This is a genomic window from Ruania alkalisoli, from assembly GCF_014960965.1.
In the GTDB taxonomy this organism is placed as follows: domain Bacteria; phylum Actinomycetota; class Actinomycetes; order Actinomycetales; family Beutenbergiaceae; genus Ruania; species Ruania alkalisoli.
Genome location: NZ_CP063169.1, coordinates 4,177,236 through 4,201,313 on the forward strand (window position 1 = coordinate 4,177,236; position 24,078 = coordinate 4,201,313).

At 65.9% G+C, this 24,078-nt stretch carries 13 protein-coding genes and 2 pseudogenes; 4 read left to right on the plus strand and 11 right to left on the minus strand.

Annotated elements, in window-relative coordinates; all coding sequences use genetic code 11:
• Position 1 precedes the first annotated feature (1 nt).
• The 3 genes from IM660_RS18570 to IM660_RS18580 form a co-directional block, all read right to left on the minus strand.
• Complete coding sequence (locus tag IM660_RS18570) at positions 2–877, minus strand: carbohydrate ABC transporter permease (protein WP_193497237.1); 876 nt, start codon at positions 875–877, stop codon at positions 2–4.
• Positions 878–1,003: 126 nt separating this feature from the next.
• Positions 1,004–2,362, minus strand: a complete 1,359-nt coding sequence (locus tag IM660_RS18575; protein ID WP_193497238.1) for an ABC transporter substrate-binding protein — start codon at positions 2,360–2,362, stop codon at positions 1,004–1,006.
• 106 nt (positions 2,363–2,468) lie between these two features.
• Complete coding sequence (locus IM660_RS18580) at positions 2,469–3,467, minus strand: dihydrodipicolinate synthase family protein (protein WP_193497239.1); 999 nt, start codon at positions 3,465–3,467, stop codon at positions 2,469–2,471.
• 25 nt (positions 3,468–3,492) lie between these two features.
• Here IM660_RS18580 and IM660_RS18585 point away from each other — a divergent pair, with 25 nt between their 5' ends.
• Positions 3,493–4,212: a FadR/GntR family transcriptional regulator gene (locus IM660_RS18585; RefSeq protein ID WP_193497240.1), complete on the plus strand. Its 720-nt coding sequence runs from the start codon at positions 3,493–3,495 to the stop codon at positions 4,210–4,212.
• Between the two features lie 116 nt (positions 4,213–4,328).
• Here the strand turns inward: IM660_RS18585 and IM660_RS18590 are convergent.
• Positions 4,329–5,277, minus strand: a pseudogene (locus IM660_RS18590) (integrase core domain-containing protein).
• A gap of 129 nt (positions 5,278–5,406) precedes the next feature.
• On the opposite strand from IM660_RS18590, the gene IM660_RS18595 reads away from it, so the two are divergent.
• From IM660_RS18595 to IM660_RS18605, 3 genes are all read left to right on the plus strand, one after another.
• Entirely contained in the window at positions 5,407–7,428 is a 2,022-nt protein-coding gene (locus IM660_RS18595; RefSeq protein ID WP_246465031.1) for an ABC transporter ATP-binding protein, read from the plus strand.
• A complete protein-coding gene (locus IM660_RS18600) occupies positions 7,421–9,388 on the plus strand; it encodes an ABC transporter ATP-binding protein (protein ID WP_193497241.1) in 1,968 nt (655 codons plus the stop codon). The genes IM660_RS18595 and IM660_RS18600 overlap by 8 nt, the downstream gene beginning before the upstream one ends.
• 281 nt (positions 9,389–9,669) lie before the next feature.
• On the plus strand, positions 9,670–14,814 hold the full coding sequence (locus tag IM660_RS18605; RefSeq protein ID WP_193497242.1) for a bacterial Ig-like domain-containing protein: 5,145 nt from the start codon (positions 9,670–9,672) through the stop codon (positions 14,812–14,814).
• A 253-nt stretch (positions 14,815–15,067) separates the two neighbouring features.
• Here IM660_RS18605 and IM660_RS18610 read toward each other — a convergent pair whose 3' ends face one another.
• From IM660_RS18610 to IM660_RS18635, 7 genes and pseudogenes are all read right to left on the minus strand, one after another.
• Positions 15,068–16,048 (minus strand): LysR family transcriptional regulator, encoded by a 981-nt coding sequence (locus IM660_RS18610; protein WP_193497243.1) that lies wholly within the window; start codon positions 16,046–16,048, stop codon positions 15,068–15,070.
• A 19-nt stretch (positions 16,049–16,067) separates the two neighbouring features.
• Positions 16,068–18,308, minus strand: coding sequence for a family 78 glycoside hydrolase catalytic domain (locus IM660_RS18615; protein ID WP_193497244.1), 2,241 nt, complete (start codon positions 18,306–18,308; stop codon positions 16,068–16,070).
• A gap of 99 nt (positions 18,309–18,407) precedes the next feature.
• Positions 18,408–18,764, minus strand: a pseudogene (locus IM660_RS20060) (glycoside hydrolase family 78 protein); the annotation flags it as partial.
• A 12-nt stretch (positions 18,765–18,776) separates the two neighbouring features.
• Positions 18,777–20,201, minus strand: coding sequence for a sulfatase family protein (locus IM660_RS18620; RefSeq protein ID WP_193497245.1), 1,425 nt, complete (start codon positions 20,199–20,201; stop codon positions 18,777–18,779).
• A 34-nt stretch (positions 20,202–20,235) separates the two neighbouring features.
• Positions 20,236–21,096 carry a carbohydrate ABC transporter permease gene (locus tag IM660_RS18625; protein ID WP_193497246.1) on the minus strand — a complete coding sequence of 287 codons (861 nt, stop codon included), beginning with the start codon at positions 21,094–21,096 and terminating at the stop codon, positions 20,236–20,238.
• Complete coding sequence (locus IM660_RS18630; protein WP_193497247.1) at positions 21,093–22,079, minus strand: carbohydrate ABC transporter permease; 987 nt, start codon at positions 22,077–22,079, stop codon at positions 21,093–21,095. The genes IM660_RS18625 and IM660_RS18630 overlap by 4 nt, the downstream gene beginning before the upstream one ends.
• A complete protein-coding gene (locus tag IM660_RS18635; RefSeq protein ID WP_193497248.1) occupies positions 22,076–23,578 on the minus strand; it encodes an ABC transporter substrate-binding protein in 1,503 nt (500 codons plus the stop codon). Before IM660_RS18635 ends, IM660_RS18630 begins: the two co-directional genes overlap by 4 nt.
• Between the last annotated feature and the right edge of the window lie 500 nt (positions 23,579–24,078).

A 24,078-nucleotide genomic window follows, 5' to 3' on the forward strand; every position in this document is an offset into this window, starting at 1 on the left:
GTCAGCTCCCGTCCTCGTCACTGTCGATCGGCATCAGGCGGAACAGCACGATCACCAGCGCGAGCAAGGCGAGCATCATGCCGACGCTGATCGCGGCCATCCGGCCGACCTCGAACTGGGCCCATCCAGCGCGGAAGGCATACAACGGCAGGGTCATCGTGGTGTCGCGCGGGCCTCCCCCGGTCGTGAGGTAGATGAAGTCGAAGTTGTTCAGCACCCAGATCGTGCGCAGGATCACCAGGGTCCCGACGATCGGCCGAAGCGCCGGGAGCGTGACATGCCAGACCTGACGCCAGTAGCCGGCGCCGTCGGTCACGGCGGCCTCATACAGGTCTTGCGGGACCGTCTGCATGCCGGCGAGAAACGCGAGGAACATAAACGGTGCCCCAAACCAGACATTCATCACGATCACCGATGCCAGCGCCGTGCCCCCGTCGCCGAAGAACGCCACAGGCTCCTCGAGCACCCCGACACCGATGATCACGGCGTTCGCCACGCCAGTCAGACCGTCCAACATCAACCGCCACGTGGAGGCAAGCACGATCGAGGAGAACATCCACGGCACGATGAGCAGTAGCCTGACCAGCGCCCGACCGCGTGCGATCGCCTCGACCGTCAACGCCGCGACGAAGCCGATGACCAGTTGTCCAATCACCGAGGTGACAGTCCAGATCGCCGAGTTCCCGAGCGAAGACCAGAATGCAGGGTCGGACAGGAAGGCAGAGTAGTTGTCGAGCCCGACGAATGACGTGTTCGGGTACTGAAAGCTCTTGTTCGTGAAGCTGTAGTAGAAGTTGAGCAGCACCGGGTACAAAAGCAGTGCCAGCATCCACAACATGCCCGGCGCGACGAGAAGCACAGCGAAGTGCCGATCCACGAAGCTCCGGATCCGGCGCAATGATGCCGACCCTCGCGGTGGCACGGGTACGCGGCCTCCCCGCGCCGGCTGCCGACCGCCTGCGCGGTCGGGCGCGAGGCTGCGCATTGTCGTCGTCACGCCCCCTCACCCGATCTGGGAACTGATGCGGGTGACAATCTCGTCCGAAGCGGCCGCGGCCTTCTCGATCGCCGCATCCACCGCCATGCCGCCGAAGGCGACGTCCTGTACGAGGATCTCGGAGATCTTCGCGTCCAGGATCGCCCCGATGTAGGGGTTCGGACCGTCTTCGAAACCCGCGACGGAGCCCTCCTCGATGCCGGCCAGTGTCTGGGCGACCACGGTGTCCTTGTACCGGGTCACAAGAGGATCGGCGTAGAAGGCATCAGTGTCGATGTTCGTGGTCGCGGGGAAGTGGAACATCGGGATCGAGAGCAGGAAGTCAAGGTGGATCTCCGGCCGGTAGAGCACCTTCGCGAGCGCGTTGGCGGCGGCGATGTTGGCACCGGCGGGGATCGTCATCGAAACGGCTCCGACCTGGTGACCGGGTCCGCTGCTCCCGCTGGGCATGTGTGTCCCGTCCAGGGCGGCCACCAGGTCCGGGTCGAGCCCTTCGGTGCTGTTGGCGACCGCGATGTTGGCCGCTGTGTCGACGACCATCGAAGAGCTGCCGTCATGAAAGCGGTTGAACATGTCGCCGATCGTCGTGGTCGTCGCCGCTTCCGGGCCGAACCTGCGCGCGACGCCAGCGAGATAGTCAGTCGCCTCCTGGACCTGCTCGCTGACCCAGAGCTGCTCACCGTCCGCGGTGACCAGGCCGCCGCCATTCGCACGCACCACCTGCCAGAGCAGGTATCCAGCACCGATGTCGCTCTGAGACAACGGCATCGTCCACCCGAAATACTCCGGGTCGCTGTTCATTGCCTCAGCGCATGCCTCGACGTCCTCGAGAGTGACCGGGACATCGAGACCGGCCGCCTCGAGCCGGTCACGGCGGTACAGCATCAACCGGTTGTGGGCGTAGTGCGGCAGCGCGAACGCTGCACCCTCGTAACGACCGTTCTTGTCCAGGAATCCGGGGACGAAGAAGTCGTCGCCACCGAGGTCTTCGACCAGGCTCCCCATCGCGTCCGTGTCCACGAGCCCCGCCATGTGCATCGGAAGGATGTTCTCGGGGATGTTGATCAGCAAGTCGGGCAACGTCCCGCCCTGCTGCGCGGACGGCCACCGCGTGGGGAAGTCACCAAACGGCACGTGTTCGGCCTGGACGTTCGCACCCGGATTCTCTTCTTCGAAGACGGCGAAGGCCTCCTGCAGTTGCACCTGCCGCGACTCCTGGCCGTACGGGTGCCAGAACACTACGTCGCCGGAAATGCTGTCGGTCGAGGTGCCGCCGCCGGAGCCTTGCGAGCAACCGGCCACCGCGACACCGGTCGCGGTTAAACCGAGTCCGAGGACGGAGCGCCTCGAGAGGATGCCAGCCATATGCGATGAGTCACTGTTCACGTCGTTGCCTTCCTTGGCAGCCAGGCGAGAGAACCTGGGGTGGGACGTCCTATGTCTCAGACCATAGATGCGACGGTTACTCTCGTCAAGAGGCGATGTCTTCGAGATCGAAGTGCGCGAGGTGGGCAGCTACAGCCTCAGCCTCATGGTCGTTCAGTGTGACGAGTGGCGCGAGCAGCGCCCGACTCTCGATGACCCCCAGCGCCACCAGGGCGGCTTTGAAGGAGCCGATGCCCGCCGAGAAATTGCCCATCCGGGATGAGTCCGCCACACGAGCGATCCCGAAGAGCTCGATCAGGCGATCCTGAATCGACTGAGCACGATCAAGATCCCCGACGGATGCCGCGTCGTACAGCTCAACGTACGGTCGGGGGCTGACGTTGGCTAGCCCTGGCACCCCACCGACCGCACCCAGTCGGAGCGCACTGTCCACCATGACTTCGGAACCACTGAGCACCGGAAAGTGTTCGAGCGGTGCACACGCCGCAACGGTTCGGCGCAAGGCATACTCGTCGCCGCCGGAGTCCTTGTAGCCAGTGATGATGCGAGCATCCGCGAGCTCGGCGACGAGCTCCGGCGACATCCGGACGCCAGCTGCTCCCGGGATGTTGTAGGCGACGACAGGCAAGTCGACCGAGGTTGCGATGGCCCGGAAGTGTTCCCTTACCTCGCCCTGATGCGAGGCACCATAGAAGGGTGTCGTGCACACCAGCGCGTCCACTCCGCGACCTGCGGACGTGGCAGCCATAGCCGCGACCTGCCGTGCCGACGGTGCCATCGCACCGACGAGGAGAGGCACCCGTCCCGACACCACCTCAACGGCAGTGGCGATGACGCGACGACGATCGTCGTCGGTGACATACGCACCTTCGCCGGAGGTGCCCAGCAGGAAGACCCCGTGCACACCCGCGTCCAGCATGCGCTGTATCTGCCGCTGCAACCCGGCCTCGTCCACGCGAAGTTCTGATGTAAATGGCGTGAGGACTGGTGGGACGATGCCACGGAGCCAGCCCTCGTCACCCGGTCCCGGTCGAGCCGTCGTCGCGGCTTCTCTCGCCGAAGATTCGAGTATCATGCGATCCATTGTCGCTCCACTGCTAGGACGTCCCATGTCTCAGAACAGTAACCCGCCTCAGCTGGAATGGCCAAGGGCACGGGTTCAAGACATACAGAACGCACTCATCGAGCTCATCATCCGCGACGGGCTCGGGGAGGGAACCGCGCTGCCGCCGGAGGCCGAGCTCTCGGAGGCCCTCGGCGTTGGCCGCAACTCGCTTCGTGAGGCGGTCAAGGCGCTGCAGGCGTTGGGCGTCCTGACGATCCGCCACGGCTCCGGGACGTTCGTGGCGGAGCCGAACCTGTCGGCACTGACGTTGCTGCTGAGCTTCCGGGCGAGACACTCGATGCGGACCTCGGGACGCGAGGCGCAGCAACTCGTGGAGGTCCGAGAAGCGCTGGAGATCGGCCTGCTGCCGCACGCGATGCACGCTTCAGGCGAGGCCGATCTCGCTGCCGTGCGGAGCGCGTTGTCACACATGGAGGCGGCACCGTTGGGTGACCAGCTGCGCGCCGCCGACATGGCTTTCCACGAGTCACTGTTCGCACCCCTTCGCAACGACCTGCTCAGCCAGGTCCTGCGGGCGTTCTGGGTGGCATACAACGACATCGCGGACCTCGTCCAAGAAACTACCGTCGATCGCCTCGAGACGGTGGCGAAGCACCAAGCGATCCTCGATGCGGTCGAGTCCGGGAATGAGGCCGACGCAGTTGTCGCCATGCGCGACCATTTCACGGAGATCCGCGAGCGCATCCACGCCCTGGAGGTATAGGGGGGCAGAATGCCAAGCTATCGGCGCGCGAGGGGCTCTTGACGAAGTGCCGACGCTCGGCGCCCGCCCGCCCTGCCCTGAATCAGCCGCCTCCGACGAGCGGGCCCGCGCGAGATCTAGGCGTTCTGGCCCATGAGATTGGTGACGCGTGTGTGTAGGCGTGTGGCTGGGGGTTGGTCTCCGACGGCGGTGTGGGCTCGATGGTAGTTGTAGTGGATGGTCCACACGGTGATCGCGTGGGCGCGTTCGTCCTCGCTGGTCCAGCTGCGCGAGTAGAGCAGCTCTTCGGCCAGGATCCGGTTGTCGCGCTCGATCTTGCCGTTGTGGCGGGGTGCATTGGGGCGGGTGCGCTGGTGGCGTGAAGCGCAGGTCAGGACGGTGCGGTGATGGCATGGGCGGCGAAGAAGGCCCGGGCACGATGGAAGGAGCCGATCGTGGTGGCTGCTTTCTCGTCCTGGAGGGCTTCGGTGTAGGCCAGGCGGGAGTAACCATCAATGATCGAGTGCAGGTAGAGATACCCGGCCCGGGCGCCGCCGGTCTTGGCACGCTGAGCCTGCGTGTCCTGAGCCGAGCCGCGCCCGTGGGCGCGCCTGCCACCCTCGTCGGGGATATGCCCGACCTTCTTCACATCCAGGCGGACCATGTGGGGCGGCGAAGCGGGCGGCCATCGTGCCCACGACCCGGTTCGCCGAGCCGTTGGGGTCAAGGTCGCGGCGGCGGTTGATGCCCAATCGCACCAACCAGCGCCCGACAGTGGCTACCAAGGCCCGGTGCCTTCGCACACCCAGCTCCCGGCCGATCTGGCGGGCGGTCCACTTCCTCTCCCGACGCCAGGTCTCGATCAGATCCACCACGTGCGCATCCAGCTGGGTCGGGCGCGCATGCGGGGCGCTGGTGCAGTCCACGAGCCCGTCATCGCCGTCGGCCTCGTAGCGGGCCTTCCACTTGACAAGCACACCCGGGAGATCCCGGCCTCGGCGGCCAGTGCGCGATCGGGCGGTCCTGGCAGCGCTGGATCAGGCGCAACCTGCCAGCAGGAGTCAACGGAGCGTTAGCGTGGCTCATGAGGGGTAGGTCTCTCGCTTCGCGCAGAACGATCGTAGTGGTACTTCCATCCGGCCACCAGAGGCCCACGCCTCCCTCACACCCCGGTGTCACCAACCTCATGAGCCACAACACCTAGGCTGCTGTCTCGTGCACGACTTCCCGCCCGATGTGGCGCCCTACCCGACCCGAACCGAGGCCACACCCTCGGCCCGTGGGGATCACCCCGACACCCGGAGCCCGTCCCGTTTCCTGATCTGGCTGCTGGGCAAGCAGGCCTACGCGATGGTGGGCATGTTCGTCACCGGCATGCTGGTGTTCCTGCCGGGCGCCGCGGGGCCCTACTTCGTCGGTCGCGCTGTCGATGAGGGCATCGTCGCGGGCTCGGGGAGCGGACTGCTCACCTGGTCCCTGATCCTGCTCGGAATCATCGCGGCCGCAGCTTCGGTCGGGGTACTGATGCACACCTACGCCGTTCATGGCTGGCTGCACGCGTTGTACCGGACCACGAAACTGGTCACGCGCAAGACCACCCAGATGGGGCACGTGCTGCCGCAGCGGATGCCCACCGGGGAGATCCTCTCGGTCTCCTCCTCCGACGCGGATAAGTACGGCGCGCTCAGCGAGGTCGTCGGCCGCGCCGCAGCGGCCCTGTTCGCCTACTTCGTGGTCGTCGGCCTGGTGCTCAGCACCTCCGTCCCGCTCGGCCTGCTCACGCTGGCAGCAGGTCCGGTGCTGGTGTTCATAGCCACCCCGCTGCTGCGGCCGCTGCACCGGCGGCAGGCCACCGAGCGCAGTCGCTCCTCGGAGCTGACCTCACTGGCCACGGACATCGTGGCCGGGCTGCGGATCCTGCGTGGCATCGGCGGCGAGGGCACCTTCGGGCGCAATTACGCCCGCCAGTCCCAGCTGGTGCGGCAGGCAGGTGTGGCAGCCGGGATCTGGCAGGGAGCTGTCGAGGCAGTGGGAACGCTGTTCTCCGGGCTGTTCCTGGTGACGCTGACCTGGTTCGGCACCCGGCTCGTCGCCCGCGGGGAGCTCAGCGTAGGCGAGCTGATCAGCTTCTTCGGCTACGCCGTGTTCATGGTGGTCCCGATCTACACCTTCTTCGAACTGGTGCAGAAGTGGGTCCAGTCGCTGGTCTCGGCCCGCAAGACCGTGGCGCTGCTGGAGCAGGAGCCACCCTGGGAGGAGCCACACACCACCCAGCGGCTCCCGGCCGGTGCCACCATTCACGATGAGGCCACCGGCTTCACGGCGCATCCCGGCGAGCTGACCGTGGTGGTCTCAGCCGTCCCGGATGACAGCGCCGCACTGGCAGACCGGCTCGGGCGGTACCTGCCCAGCGAGGCCGAACCCGTACCCGCCGAGCTCGAGGACGGCGTGAAGGGCAGGCGTGCCAAGCAGACACGCGCCGAGCGCCTCGCCGCACGCCGTGCACAGGCGGAGAAGGATCGCCAGCGAGCCCGACGGCGGTGGGGCGTCACGGTCGGCGGTGTGGACCTCTCCCAGGCTCGCCTGAGTGAGGTCCGCGAGCGCATCCTGGTCTCGGACACGGCCAGCATGGTCTTCGGCGGCACACTGCAGCAGGCGGTGGATCCGCACGGCCGGCTCAGCCGCGCAGAGGCCGAGCAGGCTCTGGTGGTCGCCTCGGCCGAGGACGTCTTCGACTCCTTGCCGGGTGGCTGGCAGGGGCACCTGGACGAACGAGGGCGAGGGCTCTCCGGTGGGCAACGGCAGCGGCTGGTGCTCGCGCGCGCGGTGGCCGCCGACCCGGACGTGCTGGTGCTGGTGGAGCCGACCTCCGCCGTCGATGCGCACACCGAGGCGAGGATCGCCGAGCGCTTGGCGGCTCACCGGCAGGGGCGGACCACCGTGATCACCTCGGTCTCGCCGCTGCTCCTGCACCACGCCGACCGCGTGGTGCTGCTGAGCGACGCCCACGTGGCTGCCGAGGGGACGCACGCCGGCCTGCTGGCCACCAGCTCCGCCTACCGGCGCGTGGTGGTGCGCGGTATGGAAGACGAGACGGGCGAGGCAGCCGGGCACGCGGCATCCGAGGCACCCTCGGAGGTGGCCCACGGGACGGGGCCGCTGCACCTGGGCAGTCCGGGGCACCCGGACACCCAGACCATCATCCGTGAGGGGACGCAGGAGGTCACAGATGACTGAGGGGACGGCGGGCCCTGAGCCGAGGCCAGAGACGGCCGGAGCGGCCGAAAAGCTGCCTGGCTCCGCGCAGACCTGGCGCCCGGCCATATCGGAACCGGTGATCCCGGATGAGCTGCGCCCTGCCCGGACGGGGCCGATACGGGAACGGCTCGGGGCCTGGCGCCGTCGTCACCTGCTGCGTGAGCAACGGGCGAAGGACACCTTCGAACGTTCCCGGCATCCCGAGCGCGGGCTTCCGGTTGCCTCCGGCCCGGCGGTGTGGACGTTCCTGCGATCCCTCTTGGCTGGGCGTCGCCGGATCCTCATCGGGCTGCTGGTGCTGCACGCCCTGGCCGCGGTGGCCGGGCTCGTGGTGCCGCAGATCCTGCGCCGCCTGGTCGATAACGCCGCTGCTGCTGACACCGCCGCGGCCACGCTGAACTCCCTTGCGCTGGCCGTCGCCGGAGTCGTGGTGGCGCAGGCGCTGCTGACGTTCGCCGCCCGGGCGATCTCCGCCGTCTTCGGTCAGGACCTGCTGGCCGCGGCGCGGGAGTACGTGGTGCACACGGTGCTGCGGCTGCCCCTGAGCAGGGTGGAAGGGGCCAGCACCGGGGACCTGGTCACGCGCGTGACGCGCGACGTGGGCACGATGAGCGAGAGCGTGCGCTGGGGGCTCCCCCAGGCAGTGGTGGCACTGGTGACGGTGCTGCTGACGCTGGGCGCGATGATCTACAACTCGCCACTACTCTCCCTGCCGCTGCTGCTGTCGGTACCGGCGCTGGCATTCGCCGTCACCCGGTACCTCAAGCGCGCGCCCGCCGGCTACATCACCGAGGGCAAGACCTACTCCGACATCAACTCCACGCTCACCGAAACGGTGGAGGGAGCCCGCACGGTGGAGGCGTTCGGGCTCGGCGAGAAGCGCCGCGATCTCGGAGACGACGACATCGAGGTGTCGGCCCAGGCGGAGCGGTACACGATGAGCCTGCGGAACCTGCTGTTCATCGTGATCGACTTCGCCTACAGCTCACCGTTAGTGTGGACGCTGCTGCTGGGAGGCGTGGGATACGCGAACGGCTGGGTGTCACTCGGCCAGCTGACCGCGGCGATCCTGTACATCCAGGCGGTAGTCGAGCCACTGGACCGGTTGATCGCGAACGTGGACCGGCTGCAGGTGGGCGTGGCCTCCACCACCCGGCTTCTGGGGATCGCGGAAGTGCCGGCCGACCGGGAGCCCACCGATCGGCAGCCGGACGGAGTGAAGCTGACGGGTGAGGACCTGCGCTTCGCCTACCGCGAAGGTCACGACGTGCTGCACGGAGTGGACGTGGACCTCCAGCCCGGGGAGCGGCTGGCGATCGTGGGACCCAGTGGATCAGGCAAGTCGACCCTGGGGCGCCTGCTCGCCGGGATCAACGGACCCCGGACGGGATCGGTCACCGTGGGCGGGGTGGAACTGCTGGACCTGCGCTTGGATCTGCTCCGTACCGAGGTGGCCCTGGTGACTCAGGAGCACCACGTCTTCGTCGGCACGGTCCGCGACAACGTGGTCCTCGCTCGGGAGGACTCCGACGATGCGACCGTGATCGAGGCGCTCCGGGCCACCGGTGCGTGGGAGTGGGTGGAACGCCTGCCGGAGGGGCTGGGCACCGTCGTCGGCTCGGGCAAGGTCCGCCTGACGCCGGCCCAGGCGCAGCAGATCGCCCTGGCCCGGCTGGTGGTGGCCGATCCACACACGTTGGTGCTCGACGAGGCGACCAGCCTGATCGATCCGCGCACGGCCCGCACTCTCGAGGGGTCGATGTCCTCGCTGATGGAGGGGCGAGCCGTCGTGGCGATCGCACACCGCCTGCACACCGCGCACGATGCGGACCGGATCGCCGTGGTGATCGACGGCCAGATCGCCGAGCTCGGTAGTCACGATGACCTGATGGCCGCCAACGGCGCCTACGCAGCGCTGTGGCGAGCCTGGACGTCCTGACGAGCCCAGTACCCGACCACACCCGGAGGCAATCGACGGGAATGCTGCCAAACGAGGCCCCATAGACGCACTGGTTGGCAGTATTCCCGTCGTCTTCATCCCAGCTGGGGCGCCGATCCCACCACGTGCGCTCATCGCTCACCCATGCACTGATCGATTCCTGATCGAATCGGCCCTTTTGCTTGTTTTGATCGATATGACGTGATTGCATTCATCGTCGTACGGCGTGCCCCAGGTTCCCCTGGGGGAACGCCACAGTCACGGCAGAGCAAAGGAGCCTCATGCACTCGATGTCGAGCGCAGGAACGCCCATCCCGGGCGCCGCGCCCGCCAGGTCAGGCCAGACGTCACGGACACGGCGCCGCAGAGCCACCGGCGCCGCCGGTCTCCTGGCCGGAGCACTCGTCACAGGTTCGGCACTGGTGGCCGCGCCTGCCGCCGCCGAACCGTTCGACCCGGTCTCGGCGGCCGCGCACCTCGGCGCCGCGACCAGCGCCGGTACGTCCCTGCCGGAGTCGGTCTCGGACGGCACCACCGACCACGATGTCACCTGGGACATCGACGCGGACACGTTCGCGCTGCCGTACAGCACCGTCGAGGTGAGCGGAACAGCCAACGGCGAGGCCGTGACCGCCGTCGTGGAGGTCATCCCCCCAGCTGAGCACCCGCTCGCGTACTTCGTCGACGCTGGCCATGCCGGGGACGCGCAGGACCGGTGGTACTCCGCCGGGAGCGTGGACTCGCGCGCCTACACGGCGATCGAGACCCTCACCCCGCTCCAGAACGAGACACCGGATCAGCGTTTCGCGGATGGCACCACCTGGGGCTACACCTACGAGGTGCCGACCGACTACAAGCTCTCCGTCCCCGGTGGCGACCCTGCTTCCGGGACCGACCTGTCCTCCTTCGACAAGTTCGAGCTCGGGGCGCGCACCAACAGCGACCACCTCACCTACCGGCTCGACCTCACCCCGGGCACCTACACCCTGACCAGCGGCTTCTACGAGTTCTACGCGGGCCAGGACCGCTACCGGCAGATGGACCCGACGCTGACGTACCAGCTGGATGGTGAGACCGCCTCCCAGACGCTGGACCGGGTGGCGATGAGCACCTCCGCGGGTGCTGCCGAACCGATCCAGGACACCAGCGCCTTCACGATCCCCGAGGGAGCCAGCGAGACCTCCCTGACCTACCAGCAGTCCGGTGGCGAGGCACCGGTGCTCAGCTGGTTCGCGATCGCCGAAGGCGATGCCGAGGAGATCCTCGAGAGCGCGCTCGACAGCGCACCGGACTACGTGGACGTCACGATCGACGCGGCTGACATCGCCGCCGACAACGTCAACGGACTGACCTTCAAGGGCTTCGGAACGCTCAGCGCGAACAGCACCAGCGCCGTCCTGCTGGACTACAAGGCCGAGCACCCCGAGGCCTACGCCGAGCTCATCCGGATCCTCTTCGGCGGTGAGAACCCGATCATGAACCACGTCAAGATCGAGATGGGCAACGACCGGAACAACTCCACCGGCCCCGACGTGGCCACGATGCGCACCGAGGACGAGCCGGCCAACGTCACCCGCCACCCGGGCTTCCAGCTCGCGGCCGATGCCCTCGCGGTCAACCCCGACCTGCAGGTCTCCATCCTGCGGTGGAACGCCCCCGCCTGGGTGGAGAACAACGACGACATCTACACCTGGTACAAGAACACGATCCTGGCGGCCTACCGTGAGTACGGCTACATGGTCGACTACGTCAACCCGGGCGTGAACGAGCACAGTGCGGACCTGAGCTGGACCGAGGAGTTCGCCGATCGGGTGAGCACCGACACCACCGGCTACATCAGCGATGACCCGGCCCTGGCGGGGTTCCGCGACGGTGAGGCCGAGTTGTTCGCTCAGATCCAGACCGTGATCTCCGACGAGGTCGGCGTGGGCACCTTCGGCGACGAGATCATGGCTGACGCCGACCTGCGCGAGGCAGTGGATGTCGCGGCTTACCACTACAGCCCCAACGATGACTCCAACGGCAACTTCACCCGGCTCGCGGACGAGTTCGACATGCAGGTGTGGAACAGCGAGGCGCAGGCGACCTTCTCCAACACCGCGTTCCGGCCGAACAACAACACCGCCGACCCGACCGTGGCGGGGACCGGGATCGGCGGGCACATCAGCTCCCTGGAGATGGCGAACACCATCGTCAAGGGCTTCGTGAACTCGCGCCGGAGCCACTTCATCTACCAGCCCGCCATCGGATCCTTCTACGAGGGTGGTCAGTACTCGTTCAAGGAACTGGTCAGTGCCCGCGACCCGTGGTCAGGATGGATGCACTACGACGGCGGCCTGGCCGTTTTGCAGCACTTCTCCAGTTTCGCCGTGACCGGTTGGGAGAACGAGGACAACACCGCTGGGATCTGGCGGGCCGTGCCAGAGGCCAGCAGCTCGGGAGCCACCGGCACCAACCCGGTGGTCGGTCGCAACGGTGAGCCGAACTACCTCACTCTCGCCGCCCCGGACAGCTCGGACTTCTCCACCGTGATCGTCAACGACTCCGAGAAGACCCTCACCTATCGCCTGAACCCCGAGGGCTTCGGACTGGACGGCGCCCCGCTGGCCGTGTGGGAGACCCGCGCGGCCGAGGACGGCGAGGCGTTCAACGCCCACTACAAGCAGCACGTTGGCGACGTCACCCCTGACGGCGGAGCGTACGTCGTCGAGGTCGCGCCGTTCTCGATGACCACCGTCACCTCCCTCGACGTGACCGGAGACGAGGGGTGGACCACCCCGCTGCCGGTGGAGGGCGAGCGCACCGTCCTGGACGCGGGGCTGGACTCCGGTGAGGGCGTGCTGTGGTCGGATGACTTCGACTACACCGAGCGCACCATCCCGCAGCTGACCGCCGAGGGCCAGGTGAGCACGCAGACCGACCCGTTCGTCGAGGCTCGCGGAGGCGAAACCGGAGCGATCCCGCTGTTCACCTGGGATCGCAACGGCGCCTTCGAGGCCTACCTCGACGGTGAGGAGTGGGTGCTGCGCCAGCAGCTCGACACCGAGGAGACCGGTGTGGGCGGCGCCTGGAACGGCGGCGATCCGATCACCGCGATCGGTGACCGCCGGTGGACGAACTACCGCGCCACGGTGGATGTGCGCTTCGAGCGGGAGACGACCGACGGCAACTACGCCGCCATCGGTGCGCGCTCCAGCGGTGGCGACAACTCCCAGAGCCTGAACACCACCCCATACGTGCTGCGGCTCGACCGCGACGGCGACTGGCAGCTGGTGCGGATGGGCTCGGTGACCGCCTCCGGTTCGATCGGCGACATCGGGACCGAGTGGCACGAACTCTCCCTGCAGGTGGCCGGTGACCAGATCACCGGCTGGATCGACGGTGAGCAGGTGGTCGACTGGACCGACCCGGCGCCCATCGGGTCCGGGTGGGTTGACCTGGCCAGCGGCTTCCACCACACCCAGTTCGACAACCTCTCGATCGAGCAGGCCGAGTCCTACCTGCCCTACTACGGGGAGTACCTGGACAACCTCGAGATGACCGATCTGAGCGACCCGCCGGCCACCCAGCTGGCCTACTCCGGCAGCTGGAACCACGCCGTCAGCGGCAGCATGTACGAGTACCAGCGCTCCACCTCACGCACGTCCGAGGCGGGCGCGAGCGTGGCGTACACCTTCACGGGGTCCGGACTGGACGTGCTCGGCTCGAACGACGGCTCCGCCCGCCTGGAGGTGCGCGTGGACGGTGAGCTCGTCGAGCCCGCAGCCCGCACGCAGGCCAGCGGTCAGTTCGAGCAGACGTACGTGCTGCGCGGGCTCGCCCACGGCGAGCACACCGTGAGCCTGGAGGTCCTCTCCGGTTCCCTCACCGTCGATGCCGTGGCGATTCACGACGGCGTCCCTTCCGTTCCCGCGGACGTCACCCAGCTGGCCGAGGTGCTGGAGGCCGCCGAGCAGATCGAACGGACGGACGACTTCACCGACGCCGGCTGGGAGGCACTGCAGAACGCCATCGCCTCCGCCCAGCAGGCGGTCACGGACCCGGCCGGGTACGGTCTGGACGCCGAGGGCGCCGCCCAGCTCGCGGACCGGTTGCGCGCGGGCTCGGCCCCGTTATGGGATCAGATCGTCTCCGTGGAGGACGTCCGGGTGGCCACCCTGGTGGGGGTCCAGCCGGAGCTGCCGGAGACGGTGGCGGTGACCCTGGACGACGAGAGCACGCGGGAGATCGCGGTCGAGTGGCCCGCCGACGTGGTCGTCAGTGAGGCGTGGGCGAGCGTCACGGTGGCCGGGCAGTACGGGGGTGCGACCATCCCCGCATTCGTGGAGGTAATCCCCTCCGGTGTGGTGGCGTTCGCCGACATCAACGGCACCGAAGGCGGGTCGCTCGGCTACGCCTCGCCGTCCTACGAGGTCATCTCGGACTCGGCCACCCTGGTCAACGAGACCCCGGACCAGCCGTTCGACGGCACCTGGGGCCACGCCGGGCAGAACGCGGGCGGCGCCTCGGAGGTGAACTTCAAGGGCATCGTGCCCGGCGAGTACAGCAAGCTGACCACCACCGGGATGTACACCTCGAACGCTGAGGGCTCGCAACTGTCCTACACGTTCACCCTGCCTGCCGGAGAGTATGAGGTGGCGGCTGGGAGCCACTCGTGGTGGCCAGATTGGGCCCGTACCTCCGATGTGGTACTCAGCTACGACGGCGAGGACCACGTGGTCGACTCGGTGACCCTGGACCAGGGGTCGCCCAGTGCCCTGCTGACCTACGCCGTCGAACTCGAGGCAGACGGTCCGGTGACGCTGACGTTGCGCAATACCAGCAGCCAATCGCCGATGCTGAGCTGGGTGGGCGTGGCTCGGGCCGAGCCGACGCTCACGGGGATCGAGGTCACCTCACTCCCCGACCGCGTGGAGTACATCCAGGGCGAGGAACTGGATCTGACGGGGCTGGAGGTGACCGCGTCCTACTCCGACGGCGTGCAGACGGTGTTGGACAACGACGCGCTGGCCGTGACCGGGTACGACCCGGACACTCTCGGGGTGCAGACCCTCGGGGTGCTCTACACCGAGACAGCACCGCCGCTGCACACGCGGGCGGTCGGGGACGTTGCGTCGACATCGTTCGAGGTGACAGTGCTCGAGGCCTCTGATGGGTCGGATGGTTCGGACAGCGGGGCTGACGGTTCTGATGCCGGCAGTGATAGCGGTGCTGACGGCTCCGACGGTTCTGATGCCGGAGCCGATGGCGCCGGCGCTTCGGACGGGCCCGACGCTTCCTCCGACGGCGACCAGGCCAGCGATCCGCCCGGCGAGGACCAGCTGCCCAGCACCGGTGCGACCGTCGGCGCGATCGTCACCCTGGCCTTGGCCCTGCTGGTCGCGGGCGCGCTGCTGTTCATGCGACGTCACCGCAGGATCAGCTGATATCTCAGGCCGTCCTCGGCCCGGGCCACCGCACTCGGGCCGAGGACGGCCTGCCTACTGCCTGCCTTGAACCATCCAGCTCACGACCCCACGTCGCCCTGACCGAGGAGGTACCCATGAGTTGGATGTGCTGGTCACCAATGTCAACGAGTCCCGCTGCGCATCACCGAGGTCCGGAAAGTGCAGCGAAGTCCGCACCCGCGCGCTCGGACCTCGCTGCGGCGTTCGAGCAGCCACATCCAGGGTGAACACGTCAACCGCGCTCCTGATCGAGCGCGAGTCCTGGCGATGCCACGTCCATCTCCCTGGCCTGCGCATGAAGCGTCTTGATGAACTCCTTGATCACCGGCGGATAGAGGCGCTCCTTGTTGACGAGCGTATGGACATCTCGTTCGAACGCAGGATGGTCCACCGGGACCATGGTGACCTGGTCTCCAGTGTCTAGCATGGCCGCTGCAAGCTCGGGAAGGAGACCCAGGCCAACACCCACCGCTACCAGGGCCTTCGCCGTTGTGGGTTGTCCAACCGAGTACTCGCCCAGCGGCCGGACGCCGGCCTGCTGCAGGATCACTCGAGAGTCGCTGTAGCCATTCGCGATACTCGTCAGGATCACAGCATCGGTCTCAAAGATCGATGCCGGGACCGCTGACATCCCAACTGCCGGGTGATCTGAGGGCATGACGCAGACAACCCGCTCGCGAAGGAGGAAGTCAGCACGCACGGAGCGGGGAAGCTCGATCTCACCGTCGTAGAACACAGCGAGATCGGTATCCCCCCTCGCGACCGCCGTCGCTGGGTTCGGGAGGTCCTCCTTCACCACGACTCGGGCCTGCGGATAGGTGTCACAGAATCGCCGTATGGTCGGGGCAACCACAAAGGCGGCAGCCCCAGGGAAGGCGCTCACAGTCACCCGTCCTCGCACGTGACCGTCCTGAGACGTCGCAGCACTGACGCCTTCAGTCAGTTGTTGCAGAACCGTTCGAACGTAGGGAAGCAGTTCCTCACCTGCTTCCGTGAGGCTCGTGGCACGTCGGCTCCGGACAAAGAGCTGGACGCCCAGTGCCCGTTCGAGATGAGCCACCTGTGCGCTCACCCGAGACTGCGCCCGGTGGATCCGGTCGGCAGCAGCCGTGAAGGAACCCGATTCGTGCACGGCCATGAAGGCCCGCAACCAGGAGAGCTCGATGTCTCGCTGGACCAGATCGAGCACGCCGTGCACTTCGTCGTCTGGCATCCCTGCACTGTACTGGTCATCAATCATGGGTCACCTCGTCCGCACCGAGGCTTTCAGCGCCCGGAACCGCCAGGACGTCCGGGACCACCAGCTGGTGCGTTCCGGGACCCAGAGCAGCCGTGGTCGAGCCCTCGGCCCGGCATGGGTGTAGGAAGCGAGCTGACGCACCGTCAGGAATCGTGACATCGAAGATTCTGACAGCACCGTCACGACGCATCTCCACGCTGATAGGTCCCACGATGGTGTCCAGGTGCCCGTGCGCCCATTCCAACTGCACCCCAGCCCATGGCTGGAGGAGGATCTCGCGGTAGCCAGGCGACGCGGGTTTGATGCCGAGGACTCCCTCGAAGAACCATCGGTCGACCGAGGAGAAATAATGGTGGTTCCGCGATCGGTAGTCCGGACGCCAGCTCTCCGGAAGGTTCGTCTCACCGTGGTCGAACCAATAGCGGTACGAAGGGTACTCACGCGAGGTGAGCACCGAGAAAGCCAGGTCGGGACGGCCCATCGTGGCAAGCACAGCCGGGAGATGCTTGGTGCCGAGCACACCAGTGTTGAGACGTCCACCCCTGAGCTCAACATCGTGGATGACCCGCGAGGCTGCTCGAGCTCGCTCAGAGACCGGCACAAGTCCGAGGGCGATGCCCAGCACGTCCACTGACTGGCGGTATCCACCCGCCCGATCGCCGTCGCCACCTGGGCGTTCGGGAACGAACTGCCCCGTGAAGGCCATCCTGATCCGGTGCGAGAGTCGCGCGAAGTGGAGTGCGTCCTTCCGCTCTCCGATCGCGCGAGCGATCGATGACAGGAGGCGGGCCCAACGAAAGAGGTAGAGGGTGCTGTAGACCGACGCGCCTTCGGGGCACATCTCACTGGTGGTATCGGGGGCCATCCAGTCGCCCAGACCTCCGCGCACAATGAGATCGGGCCATCGGGCGACCAGCATCTGCAGATAGCGACGAAGCCGTGGGTAGTGCTCGGTCAGAACCCGTCGATCGGCATAGTAGACGTACATCGCCCAACAAATCTCCGCGTACGCAACATCCCAGGCTGGCACTGGTCCGCGGACATCACTCACGCTATCTGAGTACCCCCAATCTCCGGCCGGGATGATGGGGGGAATCTCACCATCGTCGCGCTGACAGTCGGCGAAGGAACGCAGCCACTGCGAGTAGAACTTCGCCATATCAAAATTGAGGATCGACGTCTCCAGGGAAAGATGCGCATCGCCCGTCCATCCATTTTTCTCGAATGTTGGCGTATCCGTGAAGACTCCGTGAAGATTGTCGAGAATTGATCGTCGCGACGCGCGATGGATGCCATTGAGGGCGGGATCGCTGCACTCAAACCTCGCCCTTGACTCAACGTTGGTGTGCACAATTTGCGCCTCGACGGCTGGCCCAGAGCCGATGTCGAACTGTGCTCCCTCGATCTCCACGTAGCGGAAGCCGCGATATCCGAATCGAGGCTCGTGATCGAGGGGAGTGTCGCCCGCAACGATCACGTCGCGCTGGATCGGTGGCACCACGTGATCCTGATGGCACTCGACCTGCCCGGCGCGATCTACTCGCTCGCCGTAAGAGACGGTCAGCTGGTTCCCGTTCGGCAGCCTCGCCTGCACGCGGGCCCACCCTGCGAGTTGGCGACCGAAGTCGTAGACGCGTGCGCCGGACCTGAGGTCAGTGTGCGCGACGGGGGCAAGAACGTCGGTCACCTCGACAGGCTCGGCGGTACGGGGACGAAGGGCGCCGCCCGGAGCCGATGCGATGCGCACGGGATGCCAGGCGCCCGAGCGAGAGTGCGGGAGGCACCAGTCAGGCACCTCCGCCCGTTGGTCGAACCGCTCGCCAGCGAGGAGCGAGTCCGCGGTCACCGGCCCTGGCGTCCACTCCCACTCCCGATCGGAGACGACGGACGCGACGTCGTCGGCATACTCGATCCTCAGCAAGCAGATCAGTTTCGGATGGTCCCACCAGGGCGCGAGGTGCCAGCGCCATACACTGACGCGAGGCTCGGCGAACTTCCCGCGACCAAGCTCGAACCCGAGCACGTTCACGTCAGCTGAGAGCATCGCGGTGACATCGTGGCTGACGAAGTAGGCCGTCTTGTCGTAGCGCGACGGACCGGGGTCAAGCACGCTGGAGCCGACCCGGACTCCATTCACGTACGCGTTGGCGGCACCGAGTCCAGACCAGTACAGGCGCGCACGTACGACCCGCTCACCAATCACGAATCGGCGCCGGAGCAACGGCGAAGCCACCGCGCGCTCGTCCGGCGGCGGTGCCGCACGCGCACCCGCATGGCTCCCGCCGATCCACTGTGCAGCACTCCAGTCCGGCACGGATCGGGGCCCGTACTCCCAGGTCGCCCAGGAAGACCAGCGCGACTCGCTCGTGCGTCCGCGCCACGCCACACGCCACGCGTACGCACCAAACGCGTGGAGTTCCTGCCCTTCGTAGCGGTGTTGCGTTAGCGCAGCGGACCGGACCCAGCCCGAGTCCCAGGTGACACGCGGCCCAGCGATGGTTTCGACCTGGATCCTGTACTCGCGCTGAGTACCACCACCTCGAGGAAGAAGCCACGAGAACCGGGGCTGGGTAGCCTCGATCACACCGCCTGTCGAGTACTCCGCCCGTAGTCCGTGGGCAGGACTCGCGGAACCGACTCCTGTTCCGGTGGGGTTCACCGGGACCTGTGCGCCAGCACCGCGCTCCATCGGCACCGTCCCTCAACCATCGCTGGCCGCGAAGGCGATACGCGCATCCGAAGCACCACTGCCTCCGCCCGTGGCAACGGCACCGCTCTGGACCCGCTCCCGCTCTCTCCACAACGGGCCAAGTCCCATCCGTTCCACCAATTGCACGCCTGGGACGAACGGGTCGCGCGCATCCTTCAGCTTTGACCCAAGAATGCGGACAAGATCTGCCTGTATCTCCGCGTAGCCGGGCATGTCGACGACATTGCGCATCTGGAAAGGATCCTGGTCCAGGTCGAAGAGCATCCAGGGAGCCCTGCCCACCGTCTCGGCGTACAGGTAGTCCCGGGTACGGATGGCTCGCCACTCGGGGATGTCCTGGTCCGCTGATTCGTCCGCCTTCATCAGGTCCATGAGGAGGACGCTCTCCGGCCCACCATCGCCTGCCAGGCACGGCGTCAGGCTGGAACCGTCCATGTCTTGGCCGTCGTGTTCTACCCCGAGGAACTCGAGAACGGTAGGCACCAGGTCAACAGCACTCGCGAGAGCAGCCGACTGCGAACCTGGGGCAATGACTCCGGGCAGGCGCATCAGCAACGGCACCCTGACCGCCTCGTCCCACGGCACCTGCTTCTTCAGCATTCCATGGGACCAGAGCATGTCACCGTGGTCAGAGGTGAAGACGACCAGCGTGGACTCAGCGAGGCCGAGATCCTCCAGGCAATCAAGGAGACGGCCCATCTCCGTATCCAACGCAGAGATTGCTGCGTAGTAGTCCGCGATGCTCCGGTCGTAGTCCAGTCGACGAGCCATGGCGGTTCGTCCCGGGACCTCGACGTTCGGTCGGGCAGTGATCCCGCTCTCGCGATACAGCTCCCGGTAGCGCTCGGGGACATCCGGGTACGGGTCGTGCGGCGGACCCCATGAGAGGTATAGCGCGAACGGGCCGTCGCGATTCTCACGGAGAAACTCACGCGCCAGGTCTGTCTGCACTTCGGGCTCGTAGCCGCTCACCTGTTCGGGGACCGGACTGTCGAGGTAGTACTTGTCCTCGCGAAAATACTCGTGCGAACAGTTGTAGGCCGCCCAATAGTCGAAGCCCCGACGCCGAGCACCGGGCGGCGTGAACTTGTCTCGGGGAATTCCATCGAGATGCCACTTTCCGATATAGCCGGTCGAGTAGCCTTGCTCCTTGAGAACATCGGCAACCGTCCGGCAGTCACCCAAAGGGAGGTCGTTTGCTACCGCGCCATGACGGATGGGATAGCGCCCCGTCAAGATCGTCCCTCGGCTCGGCGTGCAGACTGGCGAGTTCACCAAGGCATGGGTGAAGTTCACTCCCGCTCCTGCGAGCCGATCGAAGTTGGGAGTGCGGATCTCCGAGTTTCCGGCACACCCCATATCGAAAGCGCGCATCTGATCCGCAAATACGAAAAGAAGATTCTTGAAGCTGGACAACTCTACTCCGATCCGGCGACTTGCAATGGAATAACTACCCCTTCACGGCCCCAGAGATTCCGTCGATGAAGAATCTCTGCACACACAGGAATATCACGATGATCGGCAGCTGACTAATGGTGGCTGCGGCAGCAAGGCCCGCCCAGTCGGAGAAGAACTCACCCTGGAAAACTTTCATTGCAACGCCCAGCGTCTGCAGCTCTGGCCTGGTGAGCGTCAGAACAAGGGGCAGAAAGTAGCTGTTCCAACTATTCATGAACTGCAGAACGACGGTCGTTGCCACCACCGGTCGCGCAAGTGGCAACATGACGGACACAAACGTGCGAGAGAATCCTGCACCGTCGATCGCAGCCGCATCTGCGAGCTCCCTAGGAACTTGGCTAAAGTATCCAGCGAAGAGCAGGATGAACAGGACGTGACCGCCTCCAGCCTCCGCCAGGATGATTCCCCACAGAGACTCGTTAAGAGCCAAGGCGTCCAGGAGCTTATAGATCGGAATGATCGTATAACCCTCGGGCACGAAGGCGCTCGCTACGAGCAGCGCAAATATCATCTTCCGCCCCGGGAAGGCAAAGCGACCGAGAGAATATCCGATCATTGCTGTTGTCACCAACACGATCGTCACTGTCCCGACTGCAACAATGACCGAGTTCATGAAGCTGTTCGCGATGTTCGCGTCCCACCATGCGCGCGCAAAGTTCTCCAGCGTGAACTGCCGTGGCATCAGCCCAGATCTCGCGAATACCTCGCTGTTCGGCTTGAAGGCCGTCGCGATCATCCAGAGGAATGGGTACACCCACACCGCCAGTATCGCGGCGAGGAATGCCACACCAGCCCAGCGCGCGATACCTTGTCCGCGCAGTCCGCTCGCCTTCAGCGCCGCAGTCGCGCTCATACGTTCCTCCTCGATTTGCTTCTAGTCTGCGACGCCCACCACTGCAGGATGGCGAGCGCAAGCACAACCGCACCGAAGACAACACCTGCGGCTGAGGCAAACCCGATACGCGGCGATCCGCCACCGGCCACTGCGAAGGCATTCCGGTAGATGAAAACCTCGACCGTCTCGGTTGCAAAGAAGGGGCCACCTCCGGTCATCGTGTGGACGAGATCGAAGACTCGCAGCGTTGACGCAGCCGATAGCACCAGGATGACCAACGCAAACGGGATGAGCAATGGGGCAGATATCCGAGTATGAGTCTGGAACCAAGAGGCGCCGTCGATCTTTGCCGCTTCGTAGACGTCCCTGGGTATTGTCTGGAGCGCAGCGAGCCAGTAGACCATGGTGATTCCGAAGGGTTTCCAGATGAGGATCACCATCAGAGTAGGCAATGCCAGCGAAGGGTTCCCAAGAAAACTCACCGCGGCGTCCGTGATGCCGAGTTGCCTCATCCATTCGTTCACCGGTCCGAGACCGGGGTCCAGGATAAGCGTCATCACCAGTCCAACAATAGCGGTGGTTGTGATCGCCGGTATGAAGAATCCGGTGCGAAACGCGTTCGAGAATGGCAGCTTCCCGTTGAGGACGATTGCCACGATCAATGAGAGCAGCATCCGCACAGGTACGACGACGACCGTCAGCAAGAACGAGTTCTTGAGTGCGTTCCAAAAGTACTGGTCTCGTACGATCTCCTGGTAGTTGTCGAGGCCCACGAACGACTGTGTTCCCACGAAACCGGTCCAGTCGAGCAACGAGTAGTACCACGAGGCGACCATCGGCCAGAAGGTGAAGAGCGCGCCGAGAAGCAAGGACGGTGCCACGAACGCGTAGCACGCGAGCCACGTGCGCCTGCGCTTCCTCGCGGCCGCGTCGCGCCGCTTCGACCCCGCACCTTCGCCTCTGGCTCGCGAGGCCGTGCCGGGGTTAGCCAACAGCGTCACTCGCCGTCCTCATACACGTAGTTCACGGAGGGGTCCCAATCGGCGAAGACCCAGTCATCTCTCGAGACGTTCGCGCCCTCTGCGACTGCGGCATCGACGGCACGATCCAGCTCGGCCTCGGCCCGGTCCTGCAGGTTCCGCATCGCTGCTGCCGGGTCTTCCAGCTGGCCGGTGTAGATGCCCTGGATTGTCGTGCCGAAGTCCGGGCTCAGCGGGCGCAGACCGGCCAGGACCTGAGCGGTCTCGGGATTGCGCGCCGGCGGTTCGGGCAGTCGGCGAACGACCTCGTCAAAGTAGTCGTAGGCGGCGCGAACGCGTGGATCGAGGCCCTCGACCTGGTTCACCTCGGGAAAGGCCAGTGGAAGAGCCCCGCCACCCACACGCTGCCAGTCCGACTGTCCTTCTACGCTTCCAAGGTAGGAGAAGAGCTCGCCGATCACCTCGGGGTTCTGGGACGACGCCGACGCCCACCAGTAGTACCGCTCGCTCGGCGCGGCGACGTAGCCGTGATCCGCGGGCGCCGGCAGGTTCGCGACTCCGAAGTCGAAGTCGGGGAAGGTGTCGAACCACTTCGGTAGCACGCCGGTCTCGTTGATGATCATCGCCGCCTGCCCGGTCGGGACCCGCTCCACTGCCTGTGCGGGAGGTGTTGACGCCACCCCTGGGTCGAAGCTGCCGTCCTCACGCAGCGCTAGCAGCAGTTCGACGGCCTCTAGATACGCGTCTGAGTTGTAGTTGTACGTACCGGTCCGGTAGTCGAAGTCGCCTCCAGGTGCACCTGCGAGTTGACCGAGCAACTGGACCAGAACGCGCCAACGGGATGCCGAAGCTCCTCCGTGAGTGAGGGCCCAGTAGCGCCCGTCTCCCTGCTGCGTGATCTCTCGCGCCGCCTGACGAAAGGTCTCGAACGTGGGTGGCGTCTCCTCGAAGTCGTAGCCCGCTTCCTGCACGATGCCGCGGTTCAGCAGCAGGCCCAGGGTGTAGTTGCCGAGGACGGGGAATGAGTACGTCTTTCCGTTGAAGACGTTGTTGCCCTCGGTGAACACTCCGTCGGGGAACGCGGACCGCCATGTCTCGAAATCTGGCACGATGTCGTCGAGCGGCTGCACGAGTCCGGCCGAGACAGCCTCGGAGGGTGCAACGACGTTCGGCAGCAACCGGAAGATGTCCGGAACGTCGTCGTTCTGGAACGCCAGCTGGAGCACCTGCGCCATGTCGTCGCCGCCGAGGCTCTGGTAGTTGAACGCGACGTTGGGGAACGTCTGCGTGAACCGGTCCGTCACGCTCGGGACGAAGGCCTCGCTGATCGCACCGGTGTCCACCCACTGCACCGTTGCTGATTCCGACGGGACATCCGCCCCTGTCGTAGGAAACGCCTCGGCGCCAGCGCCGGTGTCTGTGGGGGTTCCGCCCGGGCGCTCACACCCCGCCAGCGCCCCTGCGGTCATCATCGACGCTCCCGCCAGGAGGGCGGTCCGTCGGGAAATGTTCGGGCTCATGGTCACTCCGTCGTGGTTCGAAACTGTCGTCGTGCATGCGGATCGGCCGCTCGATGGTGAGCCTAGAATTCCCGTATCGATCTGTCCAAGACGCAGTTCGCATGATTTCCATCCGGAAGACAGATCCAAGTCGAGCGCGATCGGACTGCGGCGCCAAGGTTCCTCCCCAAGGGAGAGGATTTCGGCACTCGGCAAGGGATCGACGACGACAAGAACTTCGAATCAATCCTTGACAACCGGCGACCGTCCGAACTAGCGTCCGTCGACAGTTCAGCACCGGAGAATAGCTTCGGACTGAGCCTCACTTTCGATGCGGACGCATCGTGCAATGTCGACGACGTCCCACCGGTCTCGCCTCCTCACCTGGTCGGTCGACAGCCTTCTTCGTGCGGAAGTCGAATCGACGCCTAGTCATGAAACTGTGGCTAGAGTCCCACCCGTCCTTCATCAAGCCATCCATGAGGGAGAATTATGCGTCAATCTCGCTCCATTCGATTCAA